Here is a 14,100-nt window from a genome sequence, read left to right as displayed (position 1 = left end):
AAGACTAGACTACCACCACCCTCCCTCCTTACTAATTAGTACGTATGTATTTAGTTGTATAAATAATACTCTTCAACCGCCCTCGCCAAGTTAAAAACACCTTTATTAATTAGATCAGCGCTGATTGAACCCAGACCTAAACGTAGAAAATGCTTCTGCTTATCGAAATCTAAAAAGAAAGAATGCCCAGATTCAATCAATACACCCGAATTTGCAGCATAGTGAGTAAGAACAGTAGTATCAATTTCTGCTGCAGTATCAACCCAACATGCGGAACCACCATTCATAGCATAAGGTTTCCAAGTCGGAAGATATTGTTTTAAAGCTTTATTGAGTATTTCACCGCGTTGTCGGTGTAATTGGTACTGACGGCGTAACATACTATGGTAATAGCCTTGATCAATAAACAAAGCAAAGACACGTTGATTAAACACATTTGGATGTCGCAACATCAGGCGGCGTAAATGTCGCAATTCTTGTATTAATTCAGGTGCAGCAACGATATATCCTAGTCGTAACCCAGGTGCCAATGGCTTAGATAGACTTCCAAGATAAATGACTCGTCCATGTCGGTCTAAACTTTTTAACGCTGGAATCGTCGTATTCTGCACCAACACTTGGGCGTCATATTCATCTTCAATAATAATGCTGTCGTTTTGTTCTGCTAACTGCAATAAATTTTGTCGGCGCTGTGGTGACAACGTTACACCTGTAGGGCATTGCCGCCTTGGAGTAACAAATAAGTAATCACACTCATTTACTCGAGTTAAAGTTACCCCCTCATGATCTACGGCTAAAGGAACAATATTCTGAGTCTGTAACATAAATATATTACGCGCATCTGGATAACCAGGTTCCTCAACACCGACCACATGATTCTGCCGCATTAATAACGTTGCCAACATATATAAGCCATGCTGGCTTCCCACGGTCAGTAAAATTTCATTCTCTTGAGCCATGATGCCTCTTGTAGGCAGAATATGCTGACAGATTGCATTGATGAGATAGGCATCGTCCCCCTGTTGAGTCATATCTCGTGACCATATCGAGGCGTCTTTTGCAGATAAGGCACGTAATGCACATTCCCGCCAAGCTGTAGCAGGAAAGCTTTCCGCATCTGGCTGACCGTAAATAAAGGGATAGGAATAATTCATCCAATCACTTGGTTTCGTCAAATGCCTTTGTGCTGAAGGTCTTATACAAAAGCGAGTCCCCCAAGTCGTCGCTTTTGACGTAGTCCGAATGGTTTTACTCTCACTACTATCAATCTGGAAATTTAAACAGACAAAATGTCCACTCCGCTGTTTGGATTCCAAAATTCGCTCAGCGACCAATTGTTGATATGCAATTGTGACCGTATTTCTACCAACACCTAGTTGATCAGCTAAATCTCGGCTAGAAGGGACAGCCATACCTGGCTTTAAATACCCCTGCACTAAAGCAGAAAACATCATACGACAAATTCTACCCTGTAAATTCAAACCACTTTGCGCAGTTTTAGAAAACAATGCTTGCCAAACAGTAGATGAAATCGCTGTACTCACTAATCAATCCTTATATCTGTGCATTTTTGAGATCCATTTTGATGCCTTGCTATTCAAACTGGTGCGTAGATCATGCTTTTAGTCCATATTTATGCCAAAACTGGACTCATTTAATGTAAAGCAAAAGTCATTCCAGCCTTATATAAAATAAATAATATATTAAATCAGTTAGTTAACAACAAATAATACTGGCTCCATCAAAACTTCAAATCTGGTACTACGCCATATCCTCCTATTTCCGTACATTCATTTCATCAGCATATAGAACCCTTATTTTGGAGCGAAGAAATGCAAAAATCACAATTAATCCAACTACTTACAGATTTTTCTGCAGCATGGAATCAACATGATGTCGAACAACTCATGGCATGCATGCATCCAGAATGTCGTTTTGAAACTGTAGCTGGTGAGGATGTTCATGGAACCCGAATTGAAGGCTTAGATGCTGTTCGTCAAGCATTTAGCAATACCTTCAAAAGTTTTCCAGATGCTCAGTGGCGAAACGGTAAACACTGGATCAGTGATAACGCTGAATTTGGTATTTCAGAAACAACCTTTACTGCGACAACTGCTGATGGTGGCTGGATTGAAGCCAATATGGTTGATGTCTTTACATTTAAAGATGGAAAAATTCTCGTCAAAAATGCATTCCGTAAAAATAGACCTGTTCAAGCAATCGCGTAAGGAGTCATTCAATGAATCAATCTGTTCAACATGCAAGTTCATTTCGCGAACACTTAGAACTGCATAAATCTATACCGCCACATAGTTTTAAAAGTTACGACGCACAGTTTGACCCATTAACCTCTCCTGTCCTACAGGGAAATGAAAATTATGCGCCAACTTATTGGGTCGGCACAGCAGGTACACCACCTGAAGATGATGGTCCATTAATGGGTGACACCGAAGCGGACATCGTGATTATCGGTGGAGGCTTCACTGGGTTATCTACAGCACTTACGCTGGCTGAACAATTTGGTGCCGCTCCACTTGTCCTTGAAGCAAACCGTACCGCGTGGGGCTGTACCAGCCGTAACGGTGGACAAGGTCAAAATGCCTCGGGTCGTTTATACCGATCCCAATGGATTGAAAAATGGGGATTAGACACCGCCAAACGTCTCGATGCTGAAATTCGGGAAGGTTTTGATTACTTTAAAGACCTTGTGAGCGGCATTGAATGTGATGCTCAAGATGGTGGACATCTTTATATTGCTCATCGCGCAAAAAAAATGGCTTTCCTTGAAAATGAAGGCCAAGTCATGAAAGAGGTGTTTGGCTATCAAACTCGTATGTTGAGCCGTGAACAACTACATGAGGAATATGTTGCGGATCAGGAAGCTGCAGGTGCTTTGCTGGAACCTGATGGTGTTGGCGTACACCCCTTAAAACTAGCTTTTGGATATTTAAAGCGTGCCCGTGCTGCTGGGGCCAAAGTACACACGTCAAGTCCAGTGCTTGGTTGGGAAACACGCAATGACATCCATTATTTACGTACCCCAAATGGCATTGTCAAAGCGAAACGTGTGGCTGTTGCAACTGGTGGCTATACGCCTAATGGTTTACACCCACATCTTTCTGGAAAAATCATGCCGATTTTATCCAACTCTATTGTGACGCGTCCTTTAACTGCAGCGGAACGAGCTGAGGCAGGCTTACACAGCACCACCTTTATTACAGATACTCGAACATTGCGTCATTATTATCGTTTACTCCCTGACGGATCGATGCAATGCGGCAGTCGAAGTTCTTTAACTGGCGCTGATGCAGATAATCCCGTACATCTTGAACGCTTAAAAGAGGGACTTTACCGAAAATTCCCAAGTCTACGTGGCATACCTATTGCTTATTCTTGGTGGGGTTGGGTCGATGTAAGTCATGACATGATGCCTCGTGTCGTACAACCTAATCCTGACGAAAGCATTTATTACGCTATTGGTTATGGTGGAAATGGAGTGTCTTTCTCTGCAATGGCAGGACGCCGCCTAGCAGAACGTGTAATGGGAATACAACGCCCTCAGTTTGACCTACCGATTTATCAATCACCTTTGCCTTCACATCTGTTTCGGCCTTTTCGTCGGCTCGGGCAAGCATTTTTATATCGCTGGTACCACTTAAGAGATGAAGTGCTTTAAGCACACATTCAACCATCTTTAATGATTCGGTTATAAAAATATAAGAGGGAATCCACCATGTATGATACAGATTCAAGTCAAAATTTAAAAAGTGCATTAAAACCACGCCATGTTCAAATGATGGCACTCGGTGGTGTGATTGGAATGGGGCTGTTTGTAGGTAGTTCTGTGGTCATCCAATCCGCAGGTCCAGCCGCAATTTTGTCCTTCCTGATTACGGGAGTATTGATTATTTTAGTCATGCGGATGCTGGGTGAATTAGCAACAGCCTCTCCTGTATCAGGCTCCTTCTATGCATATGCACGCCATGCTTTCCAAGATTCGCCTTATTTATCTCGACTCGCAGGCTTCATGACGGGATGGATGTATTGGTATTTCTGGGTCATCGTGATTGCATTAGAAGCGATTGTCGGTGCAAAACTCTTTGCTTATTGGTTACCTGATACACCACAATGGATCGTCAGTCTGGTTTTACTCGCCCTATTAACAGCAACGAACTTATTCTCAGTCAAATCCTTTGGTGAATTCGAGTTTTGGTTCTCATCTATTAAAGTTGCTGCGATTGGTCTTTTCATTTTCCTTTGCACTTTATATATGTTCGGACTTTGGCCAAACCATCAAGCTGCTGGATTTGGTGAATTGTTAAATCATGGTGGTTTTATGCCAAATGGTTGGGGACCAGTCTTATCGGGTGCTGTTGCCGCAACTGGATTTTACTTTGGTGCTGAGATCGTTACGATTGCTGCTGCAGAAACCAAAGACCCCGAAAAATCTGTTGCCAAAGCAACTCAATCTGTAATTTCACGTGTCCTGATTTTCTATGTTTGCTCGATTTTATTAGTGGTATGTATCGTCCCTTGGAACAGTCCAGAAATTGCAACACCTTATGTAAGTGCGCTAAAAGTTCTTAATATTCCGTTTGTTGCAGACATTATAAATGTCGTCATTCTTGTAGCGGTGCTTAGTTGCTTAAATTCTGGTGTTTATGCTGCAAGTCGTATGTTATTTGCTTTAACCCAAAATGGTGATGCACCTCGTAGCTTAACCAAACTTTCAAAAAATGGCGTTCCAATTCGTGCAATTCTATTCAGCACGTTGTTTGGTTATCTATCAATTTTAGCTTCATACTTTTCACCAGATGCTGTATTCCCTTTCTTGGTCGAATCTTATGGAACAGTAGCCTTATTCGTCTATATCGTGATTGCTTTCTCTCAAATTCGTTTGCGTCGCCACTTACAACGTGTTGCACCAGAACGCTTAAAAGTTCGTATGTGGTGTTTCCCTTACCTGAGTTATTTTGCAATCATCGGAATGCTTTCAATCTTTGCTGCAATGGCCTTCCTTCCAAGTCTTCAAAAAGCATTCTGGTTTGGTATCGCAAGTGCCGGCATTCTATTCTGTATTTTTATTATTCGAGATTATGTAGAGCTGATTAAATTACGTCATCAAAGCTCTCAACTTAATACACTCATTCCTACTAAACAAACCAAAATTTAATCCTCAAACACAATGACCTGTACCAAGTACAGGTCATCCTCGTCTTTAGGAAATTACCTATGCTATTTAAAGATAAACTTGCTGCCTTTGCAGTGGTGTTCATTTGGGGTATTAACTTTTATTTTATGAAAGTTGGGGTCAGTGAGATACATCCTATGTTACTCGGATGTTTACGCTATCTATTGGTTTCATTGCCTGCCCTCTTTTTCATCCGTATTCCAAGCGTAGGATGGAAATGGTTATTACTTTATGGATTTATTAGTAACTTTTCTCAATTTGCATTTATGTTCAGTGCAATTGCGACTGGAATGCCTACAGGCTTAGTCGCTTTGGTGGTGCAATCCCAAGCATTTTTTACTGTCATGATTGCAGCCTTTTTATTACGTGAACAAGCCTTCTGGAACCAGTGGTTGGCCATAGCAATTGCCTTTATGGGCTTAATGCTGATTGCATTCGGTCAACAACATAGTCATGTCCCATTAATGGGATTGGCATTCGTTTTATGCTCTGCAATTTCATGGGCCTGTGGCAATATCGTAGTCAAAAAAATGGGGCCTGTTAACCCAATTGGTCTGGTCGTATGGGGCAATATTCTTACCCCTTTATGGTTTTTACTTTTAGCTGTACAAAATATTGGCTGGCAAGGCGTCATAGCTGATTGGCATGCGCTGACATGGAAAGGATTTGGTGCTGCAGCATTTCTCGCTTACTTTGCCACCATTGTCGGATATGGCTTATGGATCTACCTACTGACACGTTACCCTGCTGCTAAAATTAGCCCACTGTCACTCTGGGTACCTGTTATAAGTATGATTTTTGCCTATTTATTTTTAGATGAGCAATTAAATACTTTGCAGTGGTTGGGTTCTTGTATTGTTATGCTGGGTTTAATGGTGCATTTATTAGGGCAAAAAATTCAAACTCTATTGTTAATGCAAAGAGCATCAAACACTTAAATAATTATAATTTTCCCACATACAATCAAAGGCTTAATCAAAAGATTAAGCCTTATTCTGAACAGCCATTCATTCGAGTTAATCCAGTCCTTTTGAGACTCATCTTAGTATAGTAATAGGTAAAATTTCAGAACTTACAGAGATGGCGTCAATTTAACTCAAAACCTAAACTTCTAATTTAAATAAATTTTTCTACTATTTAAAAAATTCTTTACCCATTTTGTACCCAAGTTAGATTTAGTGCATTGAATACGAAAACTAATTTTGTTCAAATACATATTTAGGATTAGAACTCATGCACGCATTTTAACATATTTCACTGAAATAAAATGTTACAATATATTATTACATTTTTTGCTATTTCTTTTTCATGTATCATTCATTCCAATACACTCAGGGATAAGGTCATGTTTGAAACTATTGACGATTTGAAGACAAAATTAGATCAGCATCGTCCTCTTTCCCATACAATTGTAAAAAATCTACAAGAAGACCTTATTGTCCGTTGGACATATCACTCGAATGCGATCGAAGGCAATACACTTACCTTACTTGAAACAAAAGTTGTTCTAGAAGGTATTACTGTTGGTGGCAAAGCATTACGAGAACATTTCGAGGCAATCAACCATAGAAATGCCATTTACTATGTTGAAGATATTATTCGTAAAGAAGAACCATTCTCTGAATGGCAGATTCGAAACATCCACCAACTCATTTTAAAAAATATTGATGATGAAAATGCAGGTCGCTATCGTCAACAAAATGTTTTAATTTCAGGTGCTACAACTACGCCACCAGACTATACACTGCTAAATGACAAGATGGCCCAGTTAATCGATTGGTACAATACAGAAGCATACAAGCTTCATCCAATCGAACGTGCTGCTAAAGTACATGCGGATTTTGTAGGTATCCATCCATTCATTGATGGTAATGGACGAACATCACGTCTATTGATGAATCTCGAATTACTTAAAGCGGGTTATCCACCATGTGTTATCACTGTTGAAAATCGCTTAGCCTACTACGAAGCTTTAGATCAATGGATGGCTTATGGAAGAACTGAAGCTTTTATTCAATTGGTTACCGAAGCTGTTTTGGAAGGGTTTAAACCATATCAAACTGTTTTAGGAATTTGAGAATAATATTCGCCATAAATGTTAAGATATCAATTTAAAAATAAATATTAAACTTATAGTTTATTACAAATACTCTCATTAATCTCAATAAAATCAATCCATTCAATTTGATCTGATAGATAGGTTCTATAGTAATCTTCAATGCGACAAACAATGGGTCTATTTTCATAGATGTTACATAAATTAGTTTGCTCATTCAAATAACGACATACTGAATCCCCTCGATCTAAAAATTGCGTCTGGAGACTTAGATTAACCTTGCGGCAACACTTGCCGCAAGCTGTACAAGGAAACTTTATCTCTTGCTGTTTAGTCATTTGATCAAGATAACTCTTGTTGAAGATTTAATAGCTGGTCTAAAATTTTACGATTCGCTTGATCTTGCGCTCCGAACTCTAAACTGATTTGCTTAACGTCATTAATGATTTGAGTAAAAAAATCATCGATAACTGAATAGATTGCGATGGCTAAACTAGTCGCAAACTGATCCGAAATTTGTAGTGCCGAATCTTCAATTTGCTCATCTCTACGTTCTCTTGCCTTTTGTTCAATTTCCTGATGACGTTTAAGTTGTTCTGTCTCGGGGTCATCACTGAATATATCATGCAAAGCTAACCCTAGCGTCAGTGCCGCCCCTGCAATAGGTACCGCCTTGCCAACTATTTGCCCAGCCCATTTTTCGATAGTTTTTTGCCCTATACCTTTCATCAAATTAGGTAAATACTGCTTCACCAAATTAAGTCCAGCAACGACATGCTCTGTCTTAATATTTTTACTCATCGATGCTGCAAATTGCCCTAATTGTTCTTTACTAATGTTAATCCCTTGATCATTTTCAGAGGCAGTATGTACATAAGTTTCTTGACTAAATGGATCAATTTGCACCTTCTTAAGATCATTAGGCAATCCATCTAGACAAAACGCAGGTATATTTGCTTGTAACTGCTCAATCTCATCCTGAATCTTTATGCTAGATGAGGTTAAGCAATCATTTAATTCAGTTTCAATTAATTTAGATTTATCTAGTATCCAGTTTTCAATATTATTTTCTATATTTTCTACTTCATTATAAATCCATGATTTTATATTTTCATATAACTCTTTTTTATTTCCATCAATACGTTTTATCAAAACTTGTCGAGTATCTAATTTATCTTTAAATAAACTAGCAACAAGCTTATCATATTGCTTCACAATCTCATCTTTAGATTGCGCTTCAATTCGCTTGATGTTTTCTGTTAAAAATAAATTTAAATTATTTTCTAGTCGAGTATAAATATCTTCTTGAGAAATTCCTTCAATGAATTTATCTAATTGTTTCTCAAATTCAAAATACCCACTTATCTCTACCAATTTTTCTTTATCTTTTAATTTTCCCATCAATGCCATTTGAGCATTGATTTTAATAATTGGAATATCTTTTAAAATATTTTTTAAATGGCGTTCATCGGCTAATTCTTGTAGTCTTGCACGTGTTTGGTTTTTAAGTTGAATAAAATCTGTTTCGTTAAGCTGATTTTTTTCATTAAATACCAGAAAAACCTTTTTTCTATTTTCGAAGAGATCCATTAAAGTCGCTAAGGTTTTGGCTTCTTCCACTACACCTAAAGGATTCACCACAAAAATTACCGCATCGGCCTTTTCTAGTTGCTCTTTCGTCACATTTTCATGTTCTTTCGGCGCATCAATTCCTGGGGTATCCAAAATCATATAATTTCGACATGGATATTCCGTGACTTTGTCGGTTAATGGAATATCGCCCGTGGCTGCGACTTCTTTCCCAACTAAGGCATTAATCAACGTGCTTTTTCCTGCATTATAAACCCCATACATCATTATATTGGCATCGGGTTTATTTCTCTTATCCTCAAACATATTTTGAACTGTAGCAAAACCTTGTTGCATATAAGTATGCTCAGCCACCAACACTTTGCTCTGTTCATATGTTGCAAACAATTGCTTAATTTGAATATTCATTTTGGTGTTCATTATCCATTCAATTTAGTTTCGGTTTCTAAAATCATGCTATTTAATTGCTTTTGAAAACTATTTATTTCATTTTTTAATTGCGTTACTAAATGCTCAGCACTATTTAATGCCATTTCCAGTAAGGTTTTCTGAAATTCAGTCATTTGTACTTGAATTGAATTTTGTAATCGTTCAGAAAACTGCTTTTGAATGTGTATTAAATTATCTCCAACATTTAAAGTAATCTCACGATAATTTACACTGGCATCATCACCTGTCTTCCCCCCCAACCAGCCTCCGAGAGTAGAACCAATACTTGCGCCTGTCGCAACACCCGCAGGTCCTCCTAATATTCCAATCGCCCCACCAATTATTCCACCACCTAAAGCTCCAAGACCACCATTACGTCTACGTGTCCCAGAAGTTACACTATCTGCAACCTGTTCCGTACGTTGCTCAATTTTAAATTCCGGTAAATCCAATAAAGCATTATGCTGTATAACATTCGTTAACTGACTTCCGAAATCACTCATCACTTGTTGTAAAATCGTTTGTTGCGCCGTAATCATGGCTTCATTTTGCTGCTGTGCCAAAGTATCTGCTATTTTCTTAATCGCCTGCTTCATTTGTATCGGATCATCACGATATGGAGTCAAACTTTCAAATTCAGCATCCACCTTTTGGCTCAACTGTTGTTGAATCAAACGTTTTTGTTCGTTAATTTGAATTGGAATACTTTTTTGTATTCTTTCAATTGGCTGCTGAAAATCCACAATAAGTTGCGCATAGTTTTCCAAATCACTCATAAAATCAGTCAGAAAGTTTTTAAAATTCAACATTGGTGTTCGATGTTTCAATTTCACACCATCTTCTCTCGCAATTTTCCCGAGCGCTGCAAACAACTGTCCCATGCCGCTATCAGCAAAATTATCAACCTGACCTTCGTTCTCTTGTGCATAACGTGCAGAGAAAGATAAAATTTCAATATTATTCGTTTTTCCTGCCAACTCTGAAATTTTTTCCAATGCTGAACGAACATATTTTTGTTGATCTAAACGACGTTGTCGGTCTTTCATAACGGTAGTAGAAATCATTTCATCTTTTTCATCATCCCAATCATGTGCAACATCATCACTTCCAGTTAAAAGTAAGATAATCTTCTTATCTGCACGATAAAGGTTTAGAATTTCATTTAAATCACTTTCTCGCCCAGGTGAATCCGATTTCATTGTGTATAAAATTAAATCAGCATGTTCCACATAATCTTTTGCCAAATCACCATTTTCTTGATTAATAGAATGCAACCCAGGTGAGTCAATCCACGTTAATCCATCAAGACTAAAGCCCTGAATCGAGCTGGTTGCTTCAGTTGCTCCTACCCGAAATTCTTTTTTTATTTCAGCTTCTTTGGCAGCATCACCACCTTTTACTTCTGTTTTTTGACCTGAAAAATAAATAGGCTGTAACTCTTTTTGAATTTCACTTTTTTGTTGATCTGTTGGATCAGTATGGCCCCAAGCCATATAATTGCCCAAAGAGCTTTTACCCGACTTTACTTTGCCATACACAAACACCAATAAAGAATCATTAAATCCTGCTCGAAAATGTACACCTGTATCTTGGGTAGTTATTTTCTTTTGCCAATTTTGATTAGTTTCTTCAAGAATACCCCTAAATTTTCCAATTTGTTGAAATAATGGATTATTTTCAGAAATATCATGCTCAGATGCTTTTAAATAACCTGCCATATTTTGCTGAAATTGATGACAGTGGCTTTTAAAAACTTGATCTTGTTCTTGGGAAAAATTAAATTTTTGTTGCAACTCTTTAAAAATGTTTAAAAGTTCTGGGCGAGAAATTGACAAAACCGCTGAGTCCATAAAATAATCCAAACTTATTTAGGTTAAAAAATGTGCAATTCCTTTTATTAAGGAATTGCACATAAAAATTTAAGATAATGCTTTAATTACTGATGTTAATTGGTTCAATTCATCTTGAAGTAAATCCATTTGTTTCAGCGTGCTTTTCATTTGTTCAGTAGGTTTAACATTCATTCCATAAATTTGCTCAAACAAAGAAATATCTTTAATAAACTGATATTTTGCATTTTTTACCGAACTCGATTCCAGTTGTGAAAAATTAGAACCATTACTCGACAAGGTTAGATTATTGATCTTCGTTCCATGCACTGTCACCAAATTGGGTAACGAGGCAATGATCTCTTGATATGTCCGTTGGACCTCCTGATCGAACTCTTGTTTAATCGATATTTTTCTTTCATTACGCTCACGTTCTTGACGTTCACGTTCAGCGGCTCGGCGGCGGCGATCTTCATCATCATTATTGTTGTTTGACGGCTTATCATCTTCTGATAATGCCGCAACTACCGCAGCCCCAGCAGCAACCACTGCCGCTCCAATTAACCAAGGTAATGGCATGATTATTCTCCTAAATATTTTTGTACTGTTGAGCTTTTGTCTCAACAAATTGTTTTAAACTTTTTAAACTTCTTTGAAATGAGACAAAACCATCCATTAATAATGATCGTTGTGCCTGATGTTCCGCTTCAATCTTCTTTTTTTGTTCAGTCAATTTTTTTAACAGTAGTGCTTTCTCTTGATTTAATCGCTCTTGACGAACGACTTGCGTATTCGAGATGATACTATGAATGCATTGCTTTAAATCTTCAATATGACTATGACGAACTAAACCATCTTTATGCTTTTGTATTCCTTGTTGATAAAGTGTATTTGAAATTTGAAAGCATTGTGGTTGAAAACCTAAATATTGCTCACATTGCTCTAATACTCTTTTTTTAATTTGATCAACCTTCGATCGATCTTCCTTATCCACTTTACTCAAAATCAGAATAATATTTTTCTCTGCATATTGACCAAAAGATGTACGAACATCTTTTAAAAATTCAACCTCATTTGCTTCCAATTCACCTTGAAGCTGGTGTACAAAAAGCACAACATCTGCCTTTTTAATACCTTTTAGTGCCTCTAAATTATCTGCTTTATTTGCATCTAATCCTGGTGTATCTAAGTAAATGTATTGATCTGCTTCATAAGCACTGACTTCTGTGGTTTCACGAAAATCATTGGTTTTAAAAAATTCTTGATCAATATGTTGAGTCAACATATTTAATAATGAACTTTTACCTGCATTCATCAATCCCCAAGTCACAATCACAGGCTTTTCACTTCGCAAAGATTGATTGAGAAAATCTTGACTATATTTCCTTAAATCTTGGCTTTCTTTTAATAAATATGAAGCTGACATTTTATCTCCTAATACGCTACTTATTTAAACCAACTTCTAGGGTGTTTTACCCAATTTAATAATGTGACTTCTCCCACGACTTGCATGATGGTTCCACATTTTTTACATCGTGGAAAACTTAAAATCACATCACTTTTAGGTGCAAAAATTCCTGTTTTTTTACATTGAGGGCATTGCACGTTCATTGGTTTAGGCTTCCACATAATTATTTTATTCCTTACCGTTCTAAATATTCTTTCAATCCCACTTCTAACTCATTTTGTAAATGCGCTGGACTAATAATCGCCACATGCGGAATCCAGAATCGAATCAAAGGCAATAACTGCATATCATGATTAATCGTTGAAGATACGAGTAAACTACCATCCACCAACTCTCTTACAATTTGCTGTCCAGGTAGTATTGATCTCTGTTTAAAATAAAAAGCAACTTGACTATCAATAGATAAAATAATTTCTTGTTTATCCTGTCCAAACCAGATGCTGTCATCATCTTCCACAAGTTTTACAATATTTTGATCTGGAATAAATTGAGGATATTCATGCGTAGGGTGCATAAGTTGAATATGTGAAATACGATAAGTACGCAATTGGTCTTTTTGCACTGCAGCCAAATACCAACTGCCGTGATGATGAATTAAACGATAAGGTTGAACCAGTCTAGGTTCCCCTTTATATACAAAGCCAATTTGGCTATGTTCTTGAATCGCTTTTCCAACAATCTTAAATAACTCTTTAAACTGACTTGCATCTTCAAAAGAATAACCTTTAGCGCAATAAATCTGTTGTGCTCGACTATCTAAAAGTTCACGCAGAAATGACATATCCAATGATGGATACAAATGACCAATGCCTGAAAGCTGTGCAAAGTTACGGATATCTTTCGGGGCAATTTTCCCTAAATAATTTGACTCTAAGTAATATCTTTTATTTTCATCATCCTGCAGCAACGGCAAATATGTATTGAGGCGATCAAAATCTCTCGAAATAGTACGTGTACTTACCCCAAACTCTGATGCAAGTTCTTTTATACTTAACTGATACCCCATATTTAACTTTGTTAAAATATTGGCTAATCTGTCGGCTAAACGCTCATGAGTAGAATCATCACGCTGCATAAATTTTCTCTAATTATTTAAAACATATACCAAACTTTTAAAGCTTAGATATGTTTGAAATATAACACATCAGATAAACAAAAAATTACATTAAATCACAAAAAAATTAATGTAATTTCAATTTAAATAGAATTAAGTCTTTCTAAATAACGTTCGAAGTGCAGCATTGCTAAATAGAATTTCCTTAGTTCAACCCATTTTATTTTCCCAAGTATTAATGCTTTAAAAATACGCGATAAAGCATTCTTCTTATGCTTATTGGTAAATGGATCAGGGCGTATCACCATGCTAGTGTCCTTTCAAAGTTCCTTTTAAATTTAAACTTTTGATCAAAATGACTAATCAATCGAATAAAGTGAAGATAGGACATAAAAATGACAGGAGATGTCACCATGTATAAAAAATTATTGTTTAAACCTTTATTTTTTTCTTTAAGTGTCAGATGTGGTAGGTGTTTAACTC

The 14,100-nt window shown here is 37.2% G+C and carries 12 protein-coding genes; 5 read left to right on the top strand and 7 right to left on the bottom strand.

Annotation, left to right across the window (positions count from 1 at the left end):
* Positions 1–50: 50 nt before the first annotated feature.
* Positions 51–1,544 carry a PLP-dependent aminotransferase family protein gene (locus EXE10_RS15825; protein ID WP_130114020.1) on the bottom strand — a complete coding sequence of 498 codons (1,494 nt, stop codon included), beginning with the start codon at positions 1,542–1,544 and terminating at the stop codon, positions 51–53.
* A gap of 288 nt (positions 1,545–1,832) precedes the next feature.
* On the opposite strand from EXE10_RS15825, the gene EXE10_RS15820 reads away from it, so the two are divergent.
* The 5 genes from EXE10_RS15820 to EXE10_RS15800 all read left to right on the top strand — a co-directional run bounded on the left by EXE10_RS15820 (position 1,833) and on the right by EXE10_RS15800 (position 7,268).
* Positions 1,833–2,228 (top strand): nuclear transport factor 2 family protein, encoded by a 396-nt coding sequence (locus tag EXE10_RS15820; RefSeq protein WP_130114019.1) that lies wholly within the window; start codon positions 1,833–1,835, stop codon positions 2,226–2,228.
* A gap of 11 nt (positions 2,229–2,239) precedes the next feature.
* Complete coding sequence (locus EXE10_RS15815; RefSeq protein WP_130114018.1) at positions 2,240–3,676, top strand: NAD(P)/FAD-dependent oxidoreductase; 1,437 nt, start codon at positions 2,240–2,242, stop codon at positions 3,674–3,676.
* Between the two features lie 57 nt (positions 3,677–3,733).
* Positions 3,734–5,173 carry an amino acid permease gene (locus tag EXE10_RS15810; protein ID WP_130114017.1) on the top strand — a complete coding sequence of 480 codons (1,440 nt, stop codon included), beginning with the start codon at positions 3,734–3,736 and terminating at the stop codon, positions 5,171–5,173.
* Between the two features lie 59 nt (positions 5,174–5,232).
* A complete protein-coding gene (locus EXE10_RS15805) occupies positions 5,233–6,129 on the top strand; it encodes an EamA family transporter (RefSeq protein ID WP_130114016.1) in 897 nt (298 codons plus the stop codon).
* A 407-nt stretch (positions 6,130–6,536) separates the two neighbouring features.
* Entirely contained in the window at positions 6,537–7,268 is a 732-nt protein-coding gene (locus tag EXE10_RS15800) for a Fic family protein (protein WP_130114015.1), read from the top strand.
* Positions 7,269–7,321: 53 nt separating this feature from the next.
* On the opposite strand, the gene EXE10_RS15795 is transcribed toward EXE10_RS15800, so the two are convergent.
* From EXE10_RS15795 to EXE10_RS15770, 6 genes are all read right to left on the bottom strand, one after another.
* The gene (locus tag EXE10_RS15795) at positions 7,322–7,585 is read right to left on the bottom strand and encodes a YkgJ family cysteine cluster protein (protein WP_130114014.1); all 264 of its coding nucleotides are present in this window, start codon (positions 7,583–7,585) and stop codon (positions 7,322–7,324) included.
* A 4-nt stretch (positions 7,586–7,589) separates the two neighbouring features.
* Complete coding sequence (locus tag EXE10_RS15790; protein WP_165383029.1) at positions 7,590–9,245, bottom strand: GTPase; 1,656 nt, start codon at positions 9,243–9,245, stop codon at positions 7,590–7,592.
* 11 nt (positions 9,246–9,256) lie between these two features.
* A complete protein-coding gene (locus EXE10_RS15785; RefSeq protein ID WP_130114012.1) occupies positions 9,257–11,116 on the bottom strand; it encodes a dynamin family protein in 1,860 nt (619 codons plus the stop codon).
* 69 nt (positions 11,117–11,185) lie between these two features.
* A complete protein-coding gene (locus EXE10_RS15780) occupies positions 11,186–11,674 on the bottom strand; it encodes a hypothetical protein (protein ID WP_130114011.1) in 489 nt (162 codons plus the stop codon).
* A 10-nt stretch (positions 11,675–11,684) separates the two neighbouring features.
* Positions 11,685–12,521 (bottom strand): GTPase, encoded by an 837-nt coding sequence (locus EXE10_RS15775; RefSeq protein ID WP_130114010.1) that lies wholly within the window; start codon positions 12,519–12,521, stop codon positions 11,685–11,687.
* 217 nt (positions 12,522–12,738) lie between these two features.
* Positions 12,739–13,638, bottom strand: a complete 900-nt coding sequence (locus EXE10_RS15770) for a helix-turn-helix transcriptional regulator (protein ID WP_130114009.1) — start codon at positions 13,636–13,638, stop codon at positions 12,739–12,741.
* Positions 13,639–14,100: the final 462 nt, after the last annotated feature.

This window comes from Acinetobacter sp. WCHAc060033 (assembly GCF_004209125.1).
In the GTDB taxonomy this organism is placed as follows: domain Bacteria; phylum Pseudomonadota; class Gammaproteobacteria; order Pseudomonadales; family Moraxellaceae; genus Acinetobacter; species Acinetobacter wuhouensis.
Note: the sequence above shows the minus strand (reverse complement) of the source record. Positions and strands in the feature narration are given on the sequence as shown.